22 protein-coding genes and 1 pseudogene are annotated in these 21700 nt (G+C 58.1%); 6 read left to right on the top strand and 17 right to left on the bottom strand.

Translation table 11 applies throughout. From position 1 onward, the window contains the following. Positions 1 to 69: 69 nt before the first annotated feature. A complete protein-coding gene (locus AB3226_RS01055; RefSeq protein ID WP_081501323.1) occupies positions 70 to 1659 on the bottom strand; it encodes an ABC-F family ATPase in 1590 nt (529 codons plus the stop codon). Positions 1660 to 1730: 71 nt separating this feature from the next. Beyond that, positions 1731 to 1956 (bottom strand): annotated as a pseudogene (locus AB3226_RS01050) (site-specific integrase); the annotation flags it as partial. A gap of 469 nt (positions 1957 to 2425) precedes the next feature. On the opposite strand from AB3226_RS01050, the gene AB3226_RS01045 reads away from it, so the two are divergent. Then, positions 2426 to 2719, top strand: coding sequence for an excalibur calcium-binding domain-containing protein (locus AB3226_RS01045; RefSeq protein ID WP_367371640.1), 294 nt, complete (start codon positions 2426 to 2428; stop codon positions 2717 to 2719). Positions 2720 to 3146: 427 nt separating this feature from the next. Here AB3226_RS01045 and AB3226_RS01040 read toward each other — a convergent pair whose 3' ends face one another. After that, complete coding sequence (locus tag AB3226_RS01040) at positions 3147 to 3350, bottom strand: hypothetical protein (RefSeq protein WP_367371639.1); 204 nt, start codon at positions 3348 to 3350, stop codon at positions 3147 to 3149. 372 nt (positions 3351 to 3722) lie between these two features. On the opposite strand from AB3226_RS01040, the gene lpxO reads away from it, so the two are divergent. After that, the gene (lpxO, locus tag AB3226_RS01035; RefSeq protein WP_367371638.1) at positions 3723 to 4622 is read left to right on the top strand and encodes a lipid A hydroxylase LpxO; all 900 of its coding nucleotides are present in this window, start codon (positions 3723 to 3725) and stop codon (positions 4620 to 4622) included. A gap of 162 nt (positions 4623 to 4784) precedes the next feature. On the opposite strand, the gene AB3226_RS01030 is transcribed toward lpxO, so the two are convergent. Continuing rightward, positions 4785 to 5645 carry a Ku protein gene (locus tag AB3226_RS01030; protein WP_367371637.1) on the bottom strand — a complete coding sequence of 287 codons (861 nt, stop codon included), beginning with the start codon at positions 5643 to 5645 and terminating at the stop codon, positions 4785 to 4787. A gap of 210 nt (positions 5646 to 5855) precedes the next feature. Here AB3226_RS01030 and AB3226_RS01025 point away from each other — a divergent pair, with 210 nt between their 5' ends. Further along, positions 5856 to 6230 carry a hypothetical protein gene (locus AB3226_RS01025; RefSeq protein ID WP_367371636.1) on the top strand — a complete coding sequence of 125 codons (375 nt, stop codon included), beginning with the start codon at positions 5856 to 5858 and terminating at the stop codon, positions 6228 to 6230. 51 nt (positions 6231 to 6281) lie between these two features. Continuing rightward, positions 6282 to 7433 carry a PQQ-dependent sugar dehydrogenase gene (locus AB3226_RS01020; protein WP_367371635.1) on the top strand — a complete coding sequence of 384 codons (1152 nt, stop codon included), beginning with the start codon at positions 6282 to 6284 and terminating at the stop codon, positions 7431 to 7433. A gap of 175 nt (positions 7434 to 7608) precedes the next feature. Here the strand turns inward: AB3226_RS01020 and AB3226_RS01015 are convergent, their stop codons facing one another. Further along, positions 7609 to 7944 (bottom strand): DUF2834 domain-containing protein, encoded by a 336-nt coding sequence (locus AB3226_RS01015; protein ID WP_367371634.1) that lies wholly within the window; start codon positions 7942 to 7944, stop codon positions 7609 to 7611. A 248-nt stretch (positions 7945 to 8192) separates the two neighbouring features. On the opposite strand from AB3226_RS01015, the gene ilvA reads away from it, so the two are divergent. Then, positions 8193 to 9206 carry a threonine ammonia-lyase, biosynthetic gene (gene ilvA, locus AB3226_RS01010; RefSeq protein ID WP_367371633.1) on the top strand — a complete coding sequence of 338 codons (1014 nt, stop codon included), beginning with the start codon at positions 8193 to 8195 and terminating at the stop codon, positions 9204 to 9206. 19 nt (positions 9207 to 9225) lie between these two features. Here ilvA and AB3226_RS01005 read toward each other — a convergent pair whose 3' ends face one another. Continuing rightward, positions 9226 to 9531 carry an NIPSNAP family protein gene (locus AB3226_RS01005; protein ID WP_367371632.1) on the bottom strand — a complete coding sequence of 102 codons (306 nt, stop codon included), beginning with the start codon at positions 9529 to 9531 and terminating at the stop codon, positions 9226 to 9228. A gap of 30 nt (positions 9532 to 9561) precedes the next feature. Beyond that, positions 9562 to 10044, bottom strand: a complete 483-nt coding sequence (eco, locus tag AB3226_RS01000; RefSeq protein WP_367371631.1) for a serine protease inhibitor ecotin — start codon at positions 10042 to 10044, stop codon at positions 9562 to 9564. A 390-nt stretch (positions 10045 to 10434) separates the two neighbouring features. Between eco and AB3226_RS00995 the strand changes: the two genes are divergently transcribed. Next, entirely contained in the window at positions 10435 to 10704 is a 270-nt protein-coding gene (locus AB3226_RS00995) for a DUF1652 domain-containing protein (protein ID WP_048393539.1), read from the top strand. Here AB3226_RS00995 and AB3226_RS00990 read toward each other — a convergent pair. The 10 genes from AB3226_RS00990 to AB3226_RS00945 form a co-directional block, all read right to left on the bottom strand. Continuing rightward, positions 10701 to 11099 carry a hypothetical protein gene (locus AB3226_RS00990; RefSeq protein WP_367371630.1) on the bottom strand — a complete coding sequence of 133 codons (399 nt, stop codon included), beginning with the start codon at positions 11097 to 11099 and terminating at the stop codon, positions 10701 to 10703. The two genes, AB3226_RS00995 and AB3226_RS00990, sit on opposite strands and share 4 nt — an antisense overlap. Before the next feature lie 88 nt (positions 11100 to 11187). After that, positions 11188 to 11451: a DUF2790 domain-containing protein gene (locus AB3226_RS00985; RefSeq protein WP_367371629.1), complete on the bottom strand. Its 264-nt coding sequence runs from the start codon at positions 11449 to 11451 to the stop codon at positions 11188 to 11190. Between the two features lie 323 nt (positions 11452 to 11774). Next, a complete protein-coding gene (locus AB3226_RS00980; protein ID WP_367371628.1) occupies positions 11775 to 12719 on the bottom strand; it encodes a carbohydrate kinase in 945 nt (314 codons plus the stop codon). Positions 12720 to 12732: 13 nt separating this feature from the next. Then, on the bottom strand, positions 12733 to 14229 hold the full coding sequence (gene xylB / locus AB3226_RS00975) for a xylulokinase (protein ID WP_367371627.1): 1497 nt from the start codon (positions 14227 to 14229) through the stop codon (positions 12733 to 12735). A gap of 185 nt (positions 14230 to 14414) precedes the next feature. Continuing rightward, on the bottom strand, positions 14415 to 15887 hold the full coding sequence (locus tag AB3226_RS00970) for a mannitol dehydrogenase family protein (protein WP_367371626.1): 1473 nt from the start codon (positions 15885 to 15887) through the stop codon (positions 14415 to 14417). Positions 15888 to 15901: 14 nt separating this feature from the next. Further along, the gene (locus AB3226_RS00965) at positions 15902 to 17005 is read right to left on the bottom strand and encodes an ABC transporter ATP-binding protein (RefSeq protein WP_367371625.1); all 1104 of its coding nucleotides are present in this window, start codon (positions 17003 to 17005) and stop codon (positions 15902 to 15904) included. 168 nt (positions 17006 to 17173) lie between these two features. Then, positions 17174 to 18004, bottom strand: coding sequence for a carbohydrate ABC transporter permease (locus AB3226_RS00960; protein WP_140668699.1), 831 nt, complete (start codon positions 18002 to 18004; stop codon positions 17174 to 17176). Positions 18005 to 18014: 10 nt separating this feature from the next. Further along, positions 18015 to 18914, bottom strand: coding sequence for a carbohydrate ABC transporter permease (locus tag AB3226_RS00955; protein ID WP_367375729.1), 900 nt, complete (start codon positions 18912 to 18914; stop codon positions 18015 to 18017). A gap of 201 nt (positions 18915 to 19115) precedes the next feature. After that, a complete protein-coding gene (locus tag AB3226_RS00950) occupies positions 19116 to 20426 on the bottom strand; it encodes a sugar ABC transporter substrate-binding protein (RefSeq protein WP_367371624.1) in 1311 nt (436 codons plus the stop codon). A 323-nt stretch (positions 20427 to 20749) separates the two neighbouring features. Then, the gene (locus tag AB3226_RS00945; protein WP_063343635.1) at positions 20750 to 21655 is read right to left on the bottom strand and encodes an AraC family transcriptional regulator; all 906 of its coding nucleotides are present in this window, start codon (positions 21653 to 21655) and stop codon (positions 20750 to 20752) included. Positions 21656 to 21700 lie beyond the last annotated feature (45 nt).

The raw sequence follows: 21700 nt of genomic DNA, 5'->3' as shown, positions 1-21700 counted from the left end.
AAAAGGAAGCAGGCTAACGATCAGCCCCATCACCAGGACAGGGCTTTTCACTTGAAGCTTGCAGCCGTCTTACATCAAAACACCCTGACTACGCAGGTAGTCATCATAGGTGCCGCTGAAGTCGATCACGCCATCGGCGCTCAACTCGATGATGCGGGTGGCCAGGGACGATACGAACTCACGGTCGTGGCTGACGAAGATCAGCGTGCCCGGGTAGTTCTCCAGCGCCAGGTTCAGCGCTTCGATGGATTCCATGTCCAAGTGGTTGGTCGGTTCGTCCATGATCAGCACGTTCGGCTTTTGCAGGATCAATTTGCCGAACAGCATGCGACCTTGCTCACCACCGGAGATGACCTTGACCGACTTGAGGATCTCGTCGTTGGAAAACAGCATGCGACCGAGGGTGCCGCGAACGATTTGCTCGCCGCCCTGGGTCCACTGGCCCATCCAGTCGAACAGGTTGCAGTCGTCTTCGAAGTCGTGAGCGTGGTCCTGGGCGTAATAGCCCAATTCCGCGGCGTCGGTCCACTTCACAGTACCGGCATCCGGGGTCAGTTCGTTGACCAGGGTACGCAGCAGAGTGGTTTTACCGATACCGTTCGGGCCGATGATCGCCACGCGCTCGCCGGCTTCAACCTGGAAGCTGAAGTCCTTGAACAGGGTCTTGCCATCGAAGCCTTTGGCCATGCGCTCGACGATGACCGCCTGACGGTGCAGCTTCTTGGTTTGTTCAAAACGAATGAACGGGCTGACACGGCTCGAAGGTTTGACCTCGGCCAGCTGGATTTTGTCGATCGCTTTGGCGCGGGAGGTCGCTTGCTTGGCTTTCGAGGCGTTGGCCGAGAAGCGGCTGACGAACGATTGCAGCTCGGAAATCTGCGCCTTCTTCTTGGCGTTGTCCGACAGCAGTTGCTCGCGGGACTGGGTCGCCACGGTCATGTACTCGTCGTAGTTGCCCGGGAACAGGCGCAGCTCGCCGTAGTCCAGGTCAGCCATGTGGGTGCACACGCTGTTCAGGAAGTGACGGTCGTGGGAGATGATGATCATCAGGCTGGAGCGCTGGGTCAGAATGTTTTCCAGCCAGCGGATGGTGTTGATGTCCAGGTGGTTGGTCGGTTCGTCGAGCAACAGCACTTCAGGATCGGAGAACAGTGCCTGCGCCAGCAACACACGCAGTTTCCAGCCAGGGGACACTTCGCTCATCGGACCAAAGTGCTGCTCAATGCCGATACCCAGGCCCAGCAGCAATTCGCCAGCACGGGATTCGGCGGTGTAGCCGTCCATTTCGGCGAATTCGGTTTCCAGCTCGGCCACGGCCATGCCGTCTTCTTCGGTCATTTCCGGCAGCGAGTAGATGCGGTCGCGCTCGGCCTTGACCTTCCACAGCTCTTCGTGACCCATGATCACGGTGTCGATCACGGTGAATTCTTCGTAGGCGAACTGGTCCTGGCGCAATTTACCCAGACGCACGTTCGGCTCGAGCATGACCTGGCCGCCGGACGGCTCGAGGTCGCTACCGAGGATTTTCATGAAAGTCGACTTGCCGCAACCGTTGGCGCCGATCAGGCCGTAGCGGTTACCCGCACCGAATTTGACCGAAACGTTTTCGAATAGCGGCTTGGCGCCGAACTGCATCGTGATGTTAGCTGTGGAGATCAATTACTTTACCTATCAATGGGTTGCGAGCTACGCATTTGGCACTTGGGCCATTCCTGGGACATTCTGGAGATTCACTCCATCTCTCCCCAGTCACCGCTAGAGTTCAACCAGCGCGCATAAGTCGAGTGCAGCATCTGGACGCTGTGTCCAAGCTGTTGGGCAATAAAGGCGGGATTCATGCCAGACATTGCGCATATTGTCGCATAAGTGTGACGGCAGTTGTACGGTGGGCGATAACGTGTCGCCAGCATCTTCAGGGTTCGGTCCCGGTTTGTGCAGAATCGGGGTCTGTCTGATGGGGTGGCTCATTCAGGGGGCGGGCAAACCTAGGGGCGCTCCTTTTGTTCGTACCTCAATGTTATTTTTGTTCAGTGTTGTGTTCGGGACACTTGGCGTGGCTCTGGGTAAAGTCAGCACTGCTTGCCCGGCCTGGTGTGTTTCAGATGGATTGCTGAATGGCCAGCACTTTGGTCAGGGTGGGCACCTATTCAGATTTGTCTCTCCATACCTCTCGTGACAGCAGAAGGTGGGGAGGGGGCTATTCTTCTTCGTCAGGGCTCGGGATTTTCGGGTGCGCAGGCGCTTAGTTTTCATCACCGCAGATCATCTGATCGATAGCGACTCGCAGATACTCTCTCTGGTTACTCACCCAAGACGCGCTCCTCGCCCGCCATTCCCCCGGCAGGCTATGAGTGGACTAATGGGTTACGCTGGAAAGCAGGCAGCGTGAGAACGCAAACAGTCTCGCATCATGGGTGGGATCAAAATGAAACTGATTTTGGTGATGCTTATTGTTGGTCTGTTGGCTTGGAAGCTTTCCCCTGAACTACAGTCCTGGGCTGCGGCTCAACTATCGAATCCCGAAGAAATCTCTAAAGAAGTCTCTATAGTCGTGACTGCGCCGAAGCCTGTTTCAGCGCCATTCAAATGTGATGGACGCAAATATTGTTCGCAGATGACCTCATGCGCAGAGGCCAAGAACTTTCTGCAAAATTGCCCAGGAATGAAAATGGACGGCGACAACGACGCAATTCCCTGTGAGTCGCAGTGGTGCCAATGACTATTTGCCGCTCAGCAACAGGCTTAGTGGTTTAATGAGAGAAATTCTTAAAGGAGAGAGTGCTATGGATAAGGCGTTTCGAAACCCGATTTTTCTGACTGGGCTGCCAATGGCTATCTGCGGTCTCGCTATCACTGCGCCTGGTCTATGGATTCTCGGCCTGGGTTTAATGGTGGTCGGCTGGGCAAAGGGGAATAAACGAGCTTGACGGTATCAATGCATGCGGGCGTTGTTGGAGGGGAAGAGGGTTGCCGTCAAAACTACTGCCGACTGATGAATTAGTATTCCTTCCTCCCAACCAAGGGAAAGTGACTATGAAGTAGTCGCTATCTGCCCGCTGTAAACGACTTGCTGGCAGCAGTTGAAAGCCTGGCTTTGCCGCACGTTGAACAGCGTGCGACAAGTCGGTGCCTGACCAGGTCGAGACTCACAAGTAGCCAGTGGCTAGTCCGAGGTGCTTGTCCTGCCCTCCAGTGATGAGGTGCAGTGGCATGTGTGGTTGTTCATCAAGGGATGGGATTTCGAAACTTCCCATTATTTGAACGTGTTGCTCATACAGTCCGGTCGACTCTTCTTCTTTTGCCTTAGCCATTCTCGCGTGGTTCGCTGCGATTTCATTGAGAGTTGACACGTTACATCTCCCGGTGACTGACCAAGCGTATCGCTGGAGTCCTTAAGCGTTAATTTAATTGCCGCCGCGTCAGAATTACGTCGTTCTGGGGCCGCTACATTCAGCTCTGCAAAGCCTAAGCCAGTTACCGTCATATATTGGGCGCTATATTTACATACGCGACGAATGGTGGTATGGCATGAGGCTACTATCGAGAGAGCGGTTCGCGAACCGTACTCAAATAACGTAGACACATTTTCACAGTTGAAGGTTAACTATTAGTTACAGAGTTTGGCTAAAATGCCATTTTTCGACCCTGTGCCGACCGTCGGTATGCCTCAAGAACGCACCATCGGGACGCAATTTGTTCATTTCTGACGTGTGACGATTTTCGTGAAACTTATCATTGCCGCTATTTATGTCATCTCCATCGCGTATGTTCACTTGCGCGGAAAGGTGCGCCACAAATTAGGCCGCCAACTGAGTGACCACTCGACGTTTCTGGCACCGATCAATTGCTTCCTTTATCTGTTCTCGAAAACGCCCAGTAAGCCTTATCTCAATCCGGCAGACTTTCCTGACTTGAGCCCTTTGCAGGCTCATTGGGAAGAGATTCGCGCCGAAGGCCAGAATCTGCTCAAGGCCGGGGAGATCAAGCGTTCGAATCAATACGACGACGTTGGTTTCAATTCGTTTTTCAAAAGTGGCTGGAAGCGTTTCTACCTTAAGTGGTACGGCGACAGTCACCCGTCTGCCGCCAAACTCTGCCCGCGCACGACTGAATTGGTGCAAAGCATCGGCTCGATCAAGGCCGCGATGTTCGCCGAACTGCCGCCGGGTTCGAAACTGGTCCGTCACCGCGATCCGTATGCCGGTTCATACCGTTATCATTTGGGGCTGGAGACGCCGAACGACGCCGGTTGCTACATCAACGTCGACGGTGAGAGCTACCATTGGCGCGACGGCGAGGCGGTGATGTTCGATGAGACCTTCATTCACTACGCCGAAAACACCACTGCGCAGAATCGCATCATCCTGTTCTGTGACGTTGAGCGGCCGATGAAGTATCGCTGGGCGACGGCGTTCAACCGCTGGTTCAGCCGCACGGTGATGGCGGCGGCGGGTGCGCCGAACGATGCCGGCGACAAGGTCGGTGGTATCAACCGCCTGTTCGCCAGAATCTACAAGATTCGCCTGCGCGGCAAAGCGCTCAAGAAACGTAACCGCACTCGCTACTACCTGGAGAAGTGGGCGATTTTTGGTGGATTGCTGGCGGTTTTTGTTTTGATCTGAGTTTTGCGTTGTGACGCATGACGCCATCGCGGGCAAGCCCGCTCCCACAGTATCCGCGTCGAATACAAATTCTGCGAACGCCTCCGAAACCTGTGGGAGCGGGCTTGCCCGCGATGAGGCCGGTATGTTCACCGCATAATTTATGAGTGCTACTGTGACCGGTCAGCCACGAGAATGCTTCGTAGCTTTTTTGTCTGTAGTCGTTTTGGCTTTTGCTGTCGCTTTACCGCCCCCCTTGCCACCAAGACTGCGTTTGAGCAGTTCGGTCAGATCGATAACATCGGCGGTTTTACGCACCTCTTCACCCGTCACTGTTTCGACATCTTCGATCTTGCCTTCATTCGCCTTCTTCTCGACCAGCGCCATGATCTTGTCTTCGAAACTGTCGCGGTACTCCTCGGGCGTCCAGTCGGCACTCATGTCTTCCACCAGCCGTTTGGCCATATCCAGCTCACCTTTGGCCAGATCAGGCTTGGTTACTTCACTGCCTAACTCCAATTGATCAAGGCTGCGCACTTCCGCGGGCCAGCGCAGCATCACCAGCATCATGGCTGATTCCAGCGGCATGAGGGCCGCCAAGTGCTGGCGCGAATGCAACACCACTCGGGCCAGGGCGACCTTGTCGGTTTTGCTGAGGGTTTCGCGCAACAGCGCATAGACCTTGCCGCCGCGTTTGTCCGGCGCCAGGTAGTAGGGCGTGTCGATGTTTTGCAGGGGGATCTGCTCGCTGGCGACAAAGGCAAAAATGTCGATGGTCTGGGTCGACAGTGGATGCGCCGAGCGAATCTCCTCCTCACTGAGCACCACGTAACGTCCTTTTTCGTACTCGATCCCTTTGACGATGTGCTCTTGGGTAACTTCCTTGCCGGTGACCTTGTTGATGCGCTTGTAGCCGACCGGATCCATGCTGCGGCTGTCGAGCCAGTTGAAATCGATCCCGCGCGAAGACGTCGCCGAAACCAGTGCCACGGGGATGTGCACCAGACCGAAACTGATTGCGCCTTTCCAGATTGCCCGTGCCATCGTCGTGATCTCGTCGATTGATGTTCTGGTGACCTGTGGCCAAGGGCAAAAGTTTCAGTCGGCGGCGGCCCGGTCCTGCGGGCGGATCGGCGGTGCGGTTAACTCGTGTTACATCTTGTGGAGCAGGTTTTGGTTAACAAATTCGAACCCTGGGCGTAGCGTGGCTTTATTCATCCATGAAGCGTGACACGCTCATTTAGAGAGGTCCTCATGAACCGATGTGTGCTCGGCGTCATCGCGCTGGCATTGAGTGGCGTGCTAAGCCCTTTGGCGCTGGCAGGCGCCGCATCGCCGTCCTCGCCCTTGCTGCTGGCGCAAAACCTGCCGGGTAGTACCAACAACAATCCCTATAACAGCCCGATTCGCCGGGCCAATCCCAACAGCATGCAAGGCACCCAGCCAAGCATCCCGGTGATTCGCGGGCCAGGCACGGTGCCTGTGCCACGACCGCCAACGCTGGATAACGGTGGTATCGGCAACCGCTATCCGCAAGATCGACCGGCTCCCACCAGCCAGCCGACATTTATTCCTAATTCAGCCATTCCCAATCCACCACCCCGGGACTCGGACCGCAACTACCGTTGAACGGCAGGACAGAGGTGTTGCCAGCTATTTTGACGACAAAAGGAATCGTGCATGTTGCGTAAAACCCTCTTGGCCACTTTCTGTGCCAGCGCATTATTTACAGTCACGGCGTCCGTTTTCGCGGCGCCGACACAGGATTTTAAAAGCGAGCAGGGCACCCTTGAGCTCACGCCGATCGTTAAAGGCCTGGAACACCCTTGGGCGCTGGCGTTTCTGCCCGATCGCCAAGGGATGCTGGTGACCGAGCGGCCCGGCAACCTTCGGCTGATCAGCGCCGACGGCAAACTCTCGGGCCCGCTCAGCGGCGTGCCTCAGGTCTGGGCCAAGGGGCAGGGCGGATTGCTCGATGTGGTGTTGTCGCCCGATTTCAAGCAAGACCGTATGGTCTATCTGTCTTATGCCGAAGGAGGCGGTGAGGGCGGCAAGGCCGGCACCGCGGTCGGTCGCGGACGGTTGTCCGAGGACCTGGCAGCCATCAGGGATTTCAGGGTGATCTTCCGACAGGAGCCCAAGCTCTCGGTCGGCAATCACTTCGGCTCGCGACTGGTGTTCGACCGCGACGGTTATCTGTTCATCACCCTGGGCGAGAATAACGACCGGCCCACGGCGCAGGATCTCGACAAGCTGCAAGGCAAGATCGTGCGGATCTATCCAGACGGCAAGGTGCCAAAGGACAACCCTTTTGTCGGGCAAAAAGGCGTTCGCCCGGAAATCTGGTCCTACGGCAATCGAAACCCGCAAGGGGCGGCACTCAATCCCTGGAGTGGCACGCTCTGGGAAAACGAACACGGCCCCCGGGGCGGCGACGAGATCAACATCATCGAACGCGGCAAGAATTACGGCTGGCCGCTGGCAACCCATGGCATCAACTATTCCGGCCTGCCAATTCCGGAAGCCAAGGGCGAAACCGCTGAAGGCACCGTGGGCCCGCACCATGTCTGGGAAAAATCCCCCGGTCTCAGCGGCATGGCCTTCTACGATGGCGATCGCTTCAAGGCTTGGCAGCACAACGTGTTTATCGGGGCGCTGGTGAGCCAGGAGCTGATCCGCCTGCAGTTCGAAGGCGATAAAGTCGTTCACGAAGAGCGGCTGCTCGGTGAACTCGACAAACGGATTCGCGATGTACGGCAGGGGCCGGATGGTTATCTGTATTTGCTGACGGATGAGGGCGATGGTGTGTTGTACAAGGTTGGGTTGAAGTAATACGCATCAACGGTGAATCAAGAAATTTGAGCAACGAAAATCCTGTGGGAGCGTGGCTTGCCCGCGAAGAATGCACCGCGATTTTTCCGGTACTACGCGTCATCGTTCTTCGCGGGCAAGCCACGCTCCCACAGGTTCTGCGTCTTGACTTGCCGGCATTCCCACAAATTCCGGATCAGACCTCTTGAGCTGCGCTGACGGCGTTTTTCCGCCCCTGAAGACCTCGCACCACCAGATACAACAACGGCCCGACAGACACAAAAATCGCCGTCACCAACAGATAGGGAACCACCGACAACCCCGACTGCCCACGCTTGCGCGCATCCTTGTACATCCAGATACCGGCAAGTGTCGCCAACAGGTACAAATCGATCACCACCTGCGCGGTATCGGGCCGCGACATCAGGCTGATGCCGAAGTCGAGCAACGACTGCTCGGCCTGCAGCATCACCGAAACGGTGTAGCCGGCGAAAGCGATCAAGGCAATGAGGGGCAGGGCGACAGACTTCATGGTTTCCTTCCTTGGGACAATGAGCAGAATCGCCAGCCTACAGCGGCCCTTGAAAATTGGCCATTGACTTGCCATCAGCGTCCGGCTAATTTCCAACCATGACTTCCACCGTATTGCGCTGCCAGCCAAGCATTATTACCGCCATTCCTTATTTGGCGGGCTAGCTCACGACTGCAGCACCCAACCCGCCCTAGAGGCGGGTTTTTACTTTCTGTCTCCTGGGCTCCGATCAAAGTCAGGAGACGACCATGAGCAGCACCCCCGCCCAGCAGAGCTTGCTTGAGCACTACGTAAAAAAGATCCTCGCCGCGCCGGTTTATGAACTTGCCGTGCGCACGCCATTGCAAGCGGCACCAGCCTTGTCCGAGACATTGGGCAATCAGATCCTGCTCAAGCGCGAAGACTTGCAACCGACCTTTTCCTTCAAGATCCGCGGCGCCTACAACAAACTGGTGAACCTGAGCGATGAACAGAAAGCCCGTGGTGTGATCACGGCCTCGGCGGGCAATCATGCCCAAGGCGTAGCGTTGGCGGCCCGCGAACTCGGGATCGCCGCAACCATTGTCATGCCCTGCACGACTCCGGAATTGAAGGTGCACGGGGTTCGCAGCCGAGGAGCGGATGCGGTGCTGCATGGTGAGAGTTTTCCGTTTGCCCTGGAGTACGCGCTGAGCCTGGCACGGCAAACCGGTCGCACCTTTGTCTCGCCTTTCGACGATCCGGACGTGATCGCCGGACAGGGCACCGTCGCCATGGAAATCCTGCGCCAACACCAAGGGCCGCTGGACGCGATCTTCGTTCCGGTGGGCGGAGGTGGCTTGATCGCCGGGATTGCCGCGTACGTCAAATACCTACGCCCGGAAGTCCGCATCATCGGCGTCGAGTCGGAACATTCCGCCTGCTTGCAGGCTGCATTACAGGCCGGCAAACGGGTTGTGCTGCCAACTGTCGGTACCTTCGCCGATGGCGTGGCCGTCGCTGAGATCGGCGCCCATGGTTTCGAGGTCTGCCGGTTTTGCGTCGATGAGGTAATGACTGTCAGCAACGACGAACTCTGCGCCGCCATCAAGAACATCTACGACGATACCCGCTCGATCACCGAACCTTCCGGCGCCCTGGCCGTGGCCGGGATCAAGCAGTACGTGGCGCAAACCGGTGCACGGGGGCAGACCCTGGTGGCCATTGATTCTGGAGCAAACATCAATTTCGACAGTTTGCGGCATGTGGCCGAGCGCGCCGCATTGAGCCGCGTGTCGGCGTGAGGAGGCTCAGACGTCAGGCTCAGGCCAGCAGCGGACGCAAAAAGGTCCGCTCGTAGCTCACAATGAACTTCTTCTCGACTAACGAAGCCACCAGTTCCGTGCTTTCTGGGTCGGTCATCGCAATATGTCGGTAGCTTTCGTAGTCCGCCAGTGACGGAAAACTGAACAGGCAGTAGGCGATATTGCTCGCGCCCTCGGAAGGCAGGAAGTACCCGTGGTGAGTACCGCCCAAACGTTCGACGATGCCGAGCCAGGCTTTGGCGTAGGCTTCGAATTCGGTCAGTTGATAGGGGTCGATCACATATTTGACGTGACAGGTAATCAAGATGGGCACTCCTGTGGCGTGATGGACCGGTTATTCCTGAACGGCTTTTTCGACATGGCTCGACGCCGACCAGATCCGGTAGCGCACTTCGACGTCTTTGGGCACGTAGAGCACGATCGGCAGCTTGCTGTTGTAACGCAGCTTGAAACCGTCACCGACCACCGGCACGAAGTCCTTTTTGCTCTTGCCATCCGGGCAGGCCATCAGTGTGCTCATTGGGCCGGTGACTTTTTCCAGCCGGTAAAACGCATAGCCCCAGCCCTCGAGATTTTTTTCCTCAAGCATGCCGCCCAGGCGCTGACGGTTGCAGTCGACGGTCAGGGTCTTGCCGGCCAGGATCTCGACTTGATAACCGTCTTCCTGTTGTTGCGGGGCGAGGTGAATGACCTGGCGGGTAAAACCGCTCTCGGGCTTGGGATACGGCGCGACGTCTTCGAGGGTTGCGGCGTGGGCTACGGACGACAAAACGGCAATTATCAGCCCGACGGTCGTGTTAAGCGGCAAAGCACCCATGATGCCTCCTTGCGTGTATGCGGGGTCAGCGGATACTGAATGGATGGGCCGCATTCTCACTGCCGTCCTCACCCAATGCAAATCCGCCATCGGGGTGTTTGCAAAATACAGGTCTCGAAACAGGCCTTTCTTGCATTTTGCATGACGCGATGTGTTGCCAACTCTCCTGAATCCTTGATTTGCCGACGAGGTGCAGAGCGAAATTCTGGGCATGTTTTATGCTGTAGCTGTCTTGAGCTGGCCACGATTCCTGCTGAGTCAACGCTGAAACAAGAAAGCGATCGGACACCGGAACAATCAGGCCCTCCACGGAAGAAAAAGCAACGGGCGATTTGAGCTCCGACCGACATTGATTTTTGATTGGCAATCTCACAAACCGAGAGGGTGGCCATGTTTCTTTCTGCCTTGGAACTACGCAATATCGTTGAAAGCAGTTTTCTCCCGAAACGCTGCCAATGCACGCTGTCGCCGGACCTGTCGATGACCGTCAAGGTGTATTCGGACGTCGAGACAGATCATCTCGACCTATGCGTCACCGGCATAGATGCTCAACGCCTCAATGGATGTCGGGAGATCAACAATCTGATCGCCGAGTTACGCACCGACCTTGAGCACAACAGGCATAGCCAGCTGTTGCACCCGACGTCAAAAGCCCATTAACCGGCCGTTTCACCGAGTTCGAGCGACACACGCCGGGTCTGGATAAACCCCAGGCCCAGTGCTAACTCCACCACAATCGCCAGCAAAATACCCGGCCCGGCATGACCATTGAGCCATTCGCCGAAGCCCAGCGCTGCCAAACCGAAACACCCCACCATAAACCCGTTGCACATTGCGCTTCGTGCCGCCGAGGGCGGTGCATGCCGCACGAGATAAAACATCACCCCCAACGCGCCGAACAGCACCGCACTGCGCCTGGCGACAAAACCCGCCGCGGACGAATACTCGATGCTCCAGATCGCCAGCAACGATTGCGGCATCAAACCCCAGACCAGCGCCAGCAGAAAACAAAGCGCGGCGGTGAACGTCGACAGCGTGCGAAACGAGAACTGCATGGCGAATCCTTTCGACAGTGAGGGACGCCAGAGCATAGCGTCAGAATCCTCACAGGCCTACCGCCAAGCAGCGAATCAGAATCTTCTGTCAGTTCTGATAACTGCACGCGTCAGAAAGTTTTCGGTACGTAATTTCCGCAGGCTTGCCCGACTTGTCGATGTACTTCATGTCGGCCATCACCACTTGGCATTCCAGCGTCTGCGGCTCAGTCAAGGAAACGACTTTGCCCACATGAAGCGGCATGCCGTAGTGATAGGGCACGGCCTGGGACGACGTCTCGTTGGCCTGAGCAAGACCTGCGAACGCGGTGCAGGCGAGGGCGGTGGTTATCAGCAGTGTTCGCATGTTCATGATGGGTCTCCAGTGCAGAGAGGAAGTCAGTTCGGCTGAAGAACGTCGAACCTGCCGCACTGGGCGTCAGAGGGAGCTGAGGGCGTGCGGTCCAGTAAAGTTTTGGACCGTGGAGTTAAGCGATGGTTAACCGGGTTGCATGCCGCCTGTCGTGATGAAAGTTCTGTCAGCGCTCTAAAGGCAGTACCGGGAGCGATTGATTGTAAGTTGCTCCGCCATCGCGAGCAGGCTCGCTCCCACATTGGATCGTTGCCGACCCCCAAACCTGTCTCCACTGAAGATCTACTGTGGGAGCGAGCCTGCTCGCGATGAGGCCCTGACATTCAGCGCATTTCTAACTGCCGTCGATAAGGCAAATCCGGCCCGGTCTTGCTGCAAGTCAACGCCGCAGCGCTCACTGCAAACCTGAGCATCGCGTCAATTTGCTCGCAGCTCAGCTGTTGCAAACCTTCAACCGAATCCAGTTGCTGCTCGGTCAACCAGGTAATCAGCGCCGCTTGAAACGTATCGCCAGCCCCCACGGTGTCGGCAATTTTTACCGAACAGGCCGGCACCGACCACGAACCGTGGGCGCGGCTGAACACCGTTGCTCCTTCGCCGCCACGGGTCAGGAACACCAAGTGACAGCGATGCTCCAGCCAGCTATCGATAACGCGCTGAGGATCTTGCTCGGGGTACAACAGGCTCAAGTCTTCGTCGCTGACCTTGATCATGTCGGCCAGCTCTACCAGCGTGGCAATCCGCGAGCGCCACAACTCGATGTTCGGCTCGGGATTCAGGCGCACGTTCGGGTCGAGGCTGATCAGGCGTTTGCCGCTTTCCCGTTGTACCAATGCCAATAACGTATCGGCAATCGGTTGCACCACCACCGAGAACGAACCGACGTGCAAACCGCGTACATCAGGTCCCAGCTCTGGCAGATGCGCCAGGCTTAACTGCCGATCAGCACAGCCTTCGCCACGAAAGCTGTAATGGGGCGAGCCATTGGCACCGACGGCGACCATCGCCAACGTAGTCGGCGCGGCAAAGTCCACGAGGTAGTCCGGGCGTACACCTTCGTCCTGCAGCACCTGCTGCAAACGTCGGCCGAGGTAATCGGTCGACAGCCCGCCAAACAGCGCGGCGTCCACACCCAAACGGCGCAAACCCACCGCCACGTTGAACGGCGAGCCACCGGCAATCGCCTTGAAATTCACTTTGGACGCCAAGCCGTTGGCATCGTCTTCGCTGAAGAAATCGAACAGCGCTTCGCCACATACCAAATACATAATTGTTCACTCTTTAAAGGGTTGCGACATGCTGTTGATAGCGTTCATAGGCCTGCTGACAGGCCACCACATTTGCTGCAATCGGTAAGGTTCCACTGGCCAGATCGAGCTTTACGCAACGCTCGCACAAGTCCGCCAGGCTGTCTTCGTGACCGTTTGCCCAGGATTTGCACCACGCCGCCTGAATCGCTGCGCCGAGGGCCGCGGCTTCACTTTGCTCGGTACAAATCACTGGCGTATTCATGATGTCAGCGACGATCTGTCGCCACACCGGGCTCTTCGAGCCGCCGCCGATCAGGCAGATGCTGCGGCTTTGTAAGCCATTCTGGCGCAGCAGGTCCAGCCCGTAACGCAAACCGAATGTGGTGCCTTCCACCACGGCGCGGCACAGGTTGGCCCGGGTCAGGTTGGTCATGGTCAGCCCCAGCAGGCTGCCGCTGGCATGGGGCAGGGCGGGCACGCGTTCGCCATTGAGGAACGGCAGCATGCACACGCCGTCGGCACCGATCGGCGCTTGCGCGACCAAGGCGTTGAACGCCTCGATATCCAGTTCGAACAACTCGCGAATCACGCCGGTGGCATTGGTCAGGTTCATCGTGCAGATCAATGGCAGCCAGCCGCCGCTGGAGGAGCAGAACGTCGCGACCGAAGCATCCGGGCTGACGTTCGCTTGCTCGGCATAAGCGTAAACCGTTCCCGACGAGCCGAGGCTCATGGTGATCGCGCCGGGCTTTATATTGCCGGTGCCGATTGCGCCCATCATGTTGTCGCCGCCGCCGCTGGAGACCAGCGCCTTGGGGTTGATGCCGAGGTGCTCGGCCATACTCGGGAGGATCGTGCCGACCGGTTGGTGCGCATCGACCAACTCCGGGAGCGCGGCTTGCAGGCGCCCGGTGGGGTCGATGTCGCGCAGCAGTTGCAAGTCCCACTGGCGGGTGCGCACGTTGAAATAACCGGTGCCCGAGGCATCGCCATACTCGCTGCAACTGCGGCCGGTGAGCCAGTAGTTGAGGTAGTCATGGGGCAGCAGGATGCGGGCGATTCGGGCAAATACCTCCGGGTGCTGTTCTTTGGTCCAGAGCAGTTTGGACACGGTGTAGCCCGGCGCGATGACTACGCCGAGGCGTTCCAGTGAGCCTTTTTCGCCGCCCAGATGGGCGAGCAAGCGATCGTTCTCCGGTGTGGACTCGGTGTCGCACCAGAGCTTGGCCGGGCGCAGCACTTGGCCCCGATCGTCGAGCAGCACCAGGCCATGCTGCTGGCCGGAAACGCCGATGCCGAGGATGTCTTGACCATCTACATTCGCTGCGAGCAGCGCGCGGCGGGTGGCCAGGGTAAAGGCTTCCAGCCATTGGGCGGTGTCTTGCTCGCGACGACCATTGGCGCCGCAGATGAGGCTGTGGGCAGCGGCGCCTTGACCGAGTACCTGGCCGCTGTGCGCGTCGAGGACAACGGCTTTGGTGCCTTGGGTGCCGCAGTCGATGCCGAGGAATAATTGTTGGTTTGCCATGGAAGATCCTTGGATCGTCAGGTCGATATCAGTGCACATTCAACATTTACGTTGTTTGTCAGTCAGCCATCGCGGGCAAGCCCGCTCCCACAGTGGTCCGTGGTGGAACACAGATCTGTGACCAACCTCGCCCCCTGTGGGAGCGGGCTTGCCCGCGATGACGACAGCAATTCCACCGCAGGGGCTTACGCCAGAATCCGCTCCAAAGTTCGGGTCACCCCAACCTCCCGCAAGCTGTTACAGCACCACTCGAACGCAGCGACGAACTCCGGAGACCGCGGAATCGCGGTCCCGAAAATCTCCTCAACTTCCAGCAACCGCTGAGTGATCAACACATCATCGGCCACCAGCGCCTGACAGAACGCCGCCCGCGGATCCGCAATTGCATAGGTCTGGCCATGCTCATCCACGCCTTTGAGGTACAGCGCCCACGCCGCGACCACCAGCGCCGCACGCTTGGTCTCCTGTCCGTCGGCAATCAAGCGATTGATCGTCGGCACGGTGAACTTCGGAAACTTCGACGAGCCATCCGAACACACCCGCTCCAGCTGATCGGCAATCGCCTGGTTGGAGAAGCGCGCCACCAGGGTGTTTTTGTACTCGGTCAGGTCGATCCCCGGCACCGGCGCCAGTTGCGGCGTCACGTCCAGGTCCATATAGGCGCGCATGTAGCGCACGAACAGCGGGTCGTTCATGGTTTCGTGAACGAAGCGGTAACCCTTCAAAAAGCCCAGATAGGTCAAAGCCAGATGGCTGCCATTGAGCAGTTTGATCTTCATCTCTTCGTAAGGCGTGACGTCGTCGGTGAACTGTACGCCGACCTTCTCCCAGGCCGGGCGACCGTTGACGAACTTGTCTTCCAGCACCCATTGCACAAACGGTTCGCAGACCACCGGCCAAGCGTCATCGACCGCATGTTTGTCGGCCAGTTGCAGACGATGCTCGGTACTGGTCATCGGCGTGATGCGGTCGACCATCGCGTTAGGGAAGCTGACATGGCGCTCGATCCAGTCGCGCAGATCGGCATCGCGCAGGGCGGCGAAAGCCAGCAGTGCTTTACGGGTCACGGCACCGTTGTGCGGCAGGTTATCGCAAGACATCAGTGTGAACGCGGGCGTACCGGCTGCACGCCGTTTGGCCAGTGCGGCGCAGAGGAAACCGAACACGGTTTTCGGTGCGTTCGGGTGAGCCAGATCATGCTGGATCTGCGGCAGGTGCGCCATGAACTCGCCGTTGCTGTCATCGATGCAATAGCCGCCTTCGGTGATGGTCAGCGAGACGATACGGATGTCTGGATCGGCGAGTTTGTCGATCAACGCCTCGGCGCTGTCTTCGGCCAGCAGCATGTCGCGGATGGCGCCGATAACCCGCACTTCGGCGTCGTCGGCGTCGCCGAGTTCGAACAGGGTAAACAGATAGTCCTGCTCTTTGAGATCGTCCCGGGCGCGGCGGTCCTCGGCGCGCAGGCCTACCCCGCAAATCGCCCAGTCCAGTGCTTCGCCGGTATTCATCAAGGCGTCGGTGTAATACGCCTGATGCGCGCGGTGGAAACCGCCGACGCCAATGTGCGCGATGCCTTGGCGGGTGTCGTTCAGGCTGTAAGCGGGCAGGGCCACCTCGCGGGCGAGGCGGTTGAGGTTCTGTTTATTCAGTTTCATCGCATGCTCTCGGATCAGGCTGCGGCGCGCAGTGGGCGGGTCAGCGCCACGCCGTCGGCATCGAATAAATGGCAGTGTTCAGCGTCCAGATGCAGGCTCAGGGTCTCGCCATAACGGCTGGCCAGATCGCCGCGAACGCGCATGGTCAGCGCTTCGCCGGAAGACGTCAGGACGTGGCAAAAGGTGTCGCTGCCCAAGCGTTCGCTGACGTCGGCCGTGACTTGCAGCGTGCAGTCACCGGGTTGCGCCAGTTGCAGATGCTCCGGACGAATCCCTAAGGTCACGGCGCCGCCGACACTCAGGTTGGCACCGCTGAGCGGCAGGGTGATGCGGGTTCCGGCGTCCAGCAGTACTTCACAGCTTTGGCCGTTAACGCGGGTGACTTTGCCCTTGAGGAAGCCCATTTTCGGCGTGCCGAGGAAGCCTGCGACAAACAGATTGGCCGGCTGGTGATACAGGTCCAGTGGCGAACCGACTTGCTCGATCTTGCCGCCATTGAGGACGACGACTTTGTCGGCCATGGTCATGGCTTCGACCTGGTCGTGGGTCACGTAGATCATCGTGGCTTGCAGTTCTTTGTGCAGGCGCAACAGTTCCAGGCGCATCTGCACCCGCAGGGCGGCGTCGAGGTTGGACAGCGGTTCGTCGAACAGGAAGATTTTCGGGTTGCGCACGATGGCCCGGCCGATGGCCACGCGTTGACGCTGACCACCGGACAGTTGCTTCGGCTTGCGCTCCAGCATCGGCCCGAGTTCAAGGATGCGCGCCGCTTCGCCGACTTTTTTCTCGACTTCGGCTTTTGCTACACCGGCCAGGTCCAGCGCGAACGACATGTTTTTGCGCACGCTCATGTGCGGGTACAGGGCGTAGGTCTGGAACACCATCGCCAGGTCGCGCTTGGCCGGGCTGACTTCGGTGATGTCGCGGCCATCCAGTTCGATGGTGCCGCCACTGACTTCTTCCAGGCCGGCGATCAGCCGCAACAGGGTGGATTTGCCGCAGCCTGACGGGCCGACGAACACCACGAATTCCTTGTCATTCACTTCGAGGTCGATGCCTTTGATGATGGAAAAACCTTCGAAGCCTTTTTGCAGATTTTTGATTTTCAGGTTGGCCATGGGGGCCTCCGCTTGAGTTAATTCAATTGCGCCTGGTGAGCCTTTTGTGGGAGCGGGCTTGCCCGCGATGGCGATTTAGCAGCCGACATCCAGGTTGAATTTGCCGACGCCATCGCGGGCGAGCCCGCTCCCACAGGGTTTTGTGTCAGATCAGGGATCCGGGGACATTCATTTCACGGCGCCAAACGACAGGCCGCGGACCAATTGTTTCTGGCTGATCCAGCCGAAGATCAGGATCGGCGCACAGGCCAGGGTCGACACCGCCGACAACTTGGCCCAGAACAGACCTTCAGGACTCGAATACGAGGCGATCAACGCGGTCAGTGGCGCGGCCTTCGATGAGGTCAGGTTCAGCGACCAGAATGCTTCGTTCCAGCACAGGATCAGCGACAGTAAAACCGTGGAAGCCAGGCCGCCCTTGGCGATCGGCAGCAACACCCGAACCATTTCCTGCCACAGCGTTGCGCCGTCCAGGCGTGCGGCTTCGAGGATGTCTTTGGGGATGTCTTTGAAGTAGGTGTAAATCATCCAGACCACGATCGGCAGGTTGATCAGCGTGTAGATCACGATCAGCGCGATCCGCGTGTCCAGCAAGCCGAAACTCTTGGCCAGCAGGTAGATCGGCATCAGCACGCCCACCGGCGGCAGCATCTTGGTCGAGAGCATCCACAGCAGCGTGCCTTTGGTGCGCTGGGTTTCGTAGAACGCCATCGAGTAGGCCGCCGGCACCGCGATCAGCAGGCACAGGGCTGTGGCGCTGAAAGAAATCACCACCGAGTTCCAGGCGAAGCTGAAGTAGTCGCTGCGCTCGTTGATGTGCAGGTAGTTCGCAAGCGTCGGCGTGAAGATGAACTGCGGCGGCGTGGCGAACGCATCAATTTCGGTTTTAAAACTGGTCAGCACCATCCAGAAGATCGGGAAGAAAATCAGGATGGCGATGGCCCAGGCCAGAGTGCCGAGCAGCAGGCTTTGCAGGCGGCGGGATTGTTGAAGAGTCATGGCGCAGGCCTCAGGCTTTGTCTGTCAGGTTTTTGCCGATCATTCGTACCAGCACGATGGCCGCGACGTTGGCAATCAACACCGCAATCAAACCACCGGCGGACGCCATGCCGACGTCGAACTGCACCAGCGCCTGGTTGTAGATCAGGTAGGCGAGGTTGGTCGAGGCGTAGCCGGGACCACCGTTGGTGGTGGTGAAAATTTCGGCGAACACAGACAGCAGGAAGATGGTTTCAATCATCACCACCACCGCGATTGGCCGGGCCAGGTGCGGCAGGGTCAGGTGCCAGAAAATCGCGATGGGACCGGCACCGTCCAGGCGTGCGGCTTCTTTCTGCTCCTGATCGAGGGACTGCATGGCGGTCATCAGGATCAGGATCGCGAAGGGCAGCCATTGCCAGGAAACAATGATGATGATCGACAGCAGCGGGTAGTGCGCCAGCCAGTCCACCGGCTGCGCGCCGAACAGCTTCCAGAGGTAGGCGAGAATCCCCGAGACCGGATGGAAAATCAGGTTTTTCCAGATCAGCGCACCGACGGTGGGCATGATGAAGAACGGCGAGATCAACATCACCCGCACGATGCCTCGACCGAGAAACTCACTGGCCTCCAGCAACGCGCTGATCAACACACCGAACACCACGCTGATCAGCAGCACGCTGCCCACCAGCAACAGGGTGTTGGTGGCGCCGGGCAGGAAGCCCGAGTCGCTCAGAAAGTAGCTGAAGTTCTCTAGCCCCACGAACTGGTTTTCACCGGGGTAGAGCAGGTTGTAGCGAATCATTGAAAAGTAAACGGTCATGCCCAGCGGCACGATCATCCACAGCAGCAACAACGCTACCGAGGGGCTGACCAGAAACCAGCCGGGGTTGCTCAACCGGCTTTTACGCACCGGTTGGGGGATGTCCATGTGAGCTTTGACAGTTGAAATATTCATGGCGATAGAACCGATTAAGTGCAGATACATGTTCAGGACAGTAGGTATTCCCGACATCGACGCTAACCCTGTGGGAGCGGGCTTGCCCGCGAAGCGGCCGGTACACCAGACACATCTTCATGACTGATCCATCGCTATCGCGGGCAAGCCCGCTCCCACAGGGTAAGGGGATGGTTACTTGGGGTAACCGGCGCGCTTCATCTCACGTTCGGTGGTTGACTGGGCGGCGGTCAGGGCCTGGTCGACCGTGGTCTGGGCGATCAGCGCTGCCGAAAACAGCTTGCCGACCTGGGTGCCCACGGCCTGGAATTCAGGGATGGTCACCAACTGGATGCCGATGTAGGGCACGGGTTTGAGCGACGGTTTACTCGGGTCCGCCGCTTTCAGCGATTCCAGCGTCACCTTGGCGAACGGCGCGGCATTCATGTAGGCCTCGGTGTAGGTCGAGGCGCGAGTGCCTGGCGGCACGTTGGCGATGCCGTCTTTTTCTGCGACCAGGGCACCGTATTCCTTGGAGGTGGCCCAGGCGCTGAACGTTTTCGCCGCGTCCTTGGCCTTGGAACTGGTCGGAATGGCCAGTGCCCAGGAATACAACCAGGCCGACCCTTTGTCGGTGGTTTCATGCGGTGCGTAGGTGAAGCCGACGTGATCGCTGACCTTGCTTTGGGTCTTGTCGGTGACGAATGAACCGGCGACGCTGGCATCGACCCAGATCGCACACTTGCCACTGTTGAACAGCGCCAGGTTTTCGTTGAAGCCGTTGCTCGATGCGCCCGGCGGGCCGGACTTCTTCATGGTGTCGACATAGAAGTTCAGCGCATTCTTCCACTCGGGCCCGGTGAATTCTGGCTGCCATTTTTCATCGAACCAGCGTGCGCCGTAAGCATTGGCGACAGTGGTGATCAGCGCCATGTTCTCGCCCCAGCCAGCCTTGCCGCGCAGGCAGATGCCGTACTGTTCTTTGTCTTTATTGGTGAGTTTGCTGGCAAATTCACTGATCTGAGTCCAGGTCGGGCGTTCGGGCATGGTCAGCCCGGCGTCCTTGAACAGATCGGTGCGGTAATAGGTGATGGAGCTTTCTGCGTAGAACGGCAGGGCATAGAGCGTGCCCTTGACCGAAAGGCCTTCACGGACCGAAGGGAACACGTCGTCGAGGGCGTAGGTGGCCGGCAAGTCCTTCATCGGTTCAAGCCAACCCTTGGCGCCCCAGAGTGCGGCTTCGTACATGCCGATGGTCAACACATCGAACTGTCCGCCCTGGGTAGCGATGTCGGTAGTCAGGCGTTGGCGCAGGACGTTTTCTTCGAGCACCACCCAATTGAGCTTGATGTCCGGATGCTCGGCCTCGAAGGTTTTCGAGAGTTTTTGCATGCGGATCATGTCGCTGTTGTTGACGGTGGCAATGGTCAGGGTCAGGGCGCCGAGGCTGACGCTACTGAGGGTCATGCAGGTGAGAGCAAGCAGAGCTTTTACCGAAGGTTGCATCGTGCACTCCTTTTCTGCACCCGGCGGGTTACAGAAGGACAGTTATTGTTTTTGTGTCTTCCTGCGGAGGAAGAATGTGCACTGATTACAGCCTTCTATCGATGGGCTGACAAATCATCCATCGCACTGTGACCGATACTTTTTTGCACTGGACTTTTGAGCGGGAGATGCAAGGACAGGCTTTGCAGAGGCGGGCGGTCATTGAATTTGTACAGGTTTCAGCGGCCCTTTCGCGGGCAAGCCTTGCTCTTGTAGGCGCGAGCGGTGCGGCGATCCGACTTGCCCGCGAAGGCGATCTGAAAATCACCACATGACCAAGGCCTTCAGCCCAGGTTTTGCTCAGTCAAACGCTGCACCGCCAACCGCCGGTAGTGCGACGGCGTCATGCCCTTGAGCTGTTGGAAGCGCCGGTTGAAGTTGGAAATATTATTGAAGCCCGATTCGAAACACACATCGGTCACCGTTTTGTCGCCATCGGCCAGCAGCTCGCAGGATTTACTGATGCGCAGGCGATTGACGAATTCGATGAAGCAGCGCCCGGTGGCCTGTTTGAACACTCGGCTGAAGTAGGTCGGCTTCAGGCCCAGGTGCTCGGCGACTTCTTCCAGCGGCAGTTCCCGGGCGTAATGGGCAAAGATGTAATCCACCGCCCGGTTGGTGCGGTCGATATTGTGTTCATCGGCCAATTGCGGCGTCGTCGCACCGGACAGCAACTGATAATCATCGGACGCTGCCAGCAACTCCAGCAGAATGAAAAAGTGCCCCAGCCGAGTCATGCCCTTGGTATCAGCGATGCGCTGCATCAAGGTCATGGCCTGGCGGATCGTGCGCTTGCAGCGAAACTCGATGCCGTACTGCGCGCGCTCCAGCAAGGGTGCGAGCGTCTTGAGTTCGGCGAACACCTGATGGCCGCTTTCAAACAGTTCGTCAGTGAAATTGACCAGCATGTCGCGCTTGGGCACCACTTCGTCTTCGGCGACCTGGCTGATCCAGTTGTGGGGCAGGTTGGGTCCGGTCAAAAACAGCGTTTCCGGGTAGAAATTACCGATGTAGTCACCGATGAACACCTTGCCGGAGCTGGCGACAATCAGGTGCAGTTCGTATTCCTTGTGGAAATGCCAGCGCACCAAAGGGCAGGGGAAGCCGTGCTGACGATAGATGATAGACAACCCGTTGTGGTCGTCCATCAATTCGTAGGAAGGATCGGTAACTCTGGCTGGTCGGCTCATATCGGGACACTTTTATTGTTATCGCCCGTTGATCATGCCTCTTTC

This window comes from Pseudomonas lini (assembly GCF_964063345.1).
Classification (GTDB): Bacteria; Pseudomonadota; Gammaproteobacteria; order Pseudomonadales; family Pseudomonadaceae; genus Aquipseudomonas; species Aquipseudomonas lini_B.
This window is presented reverse-complemented; position numbering and strand designations above follow the sequence as displayed.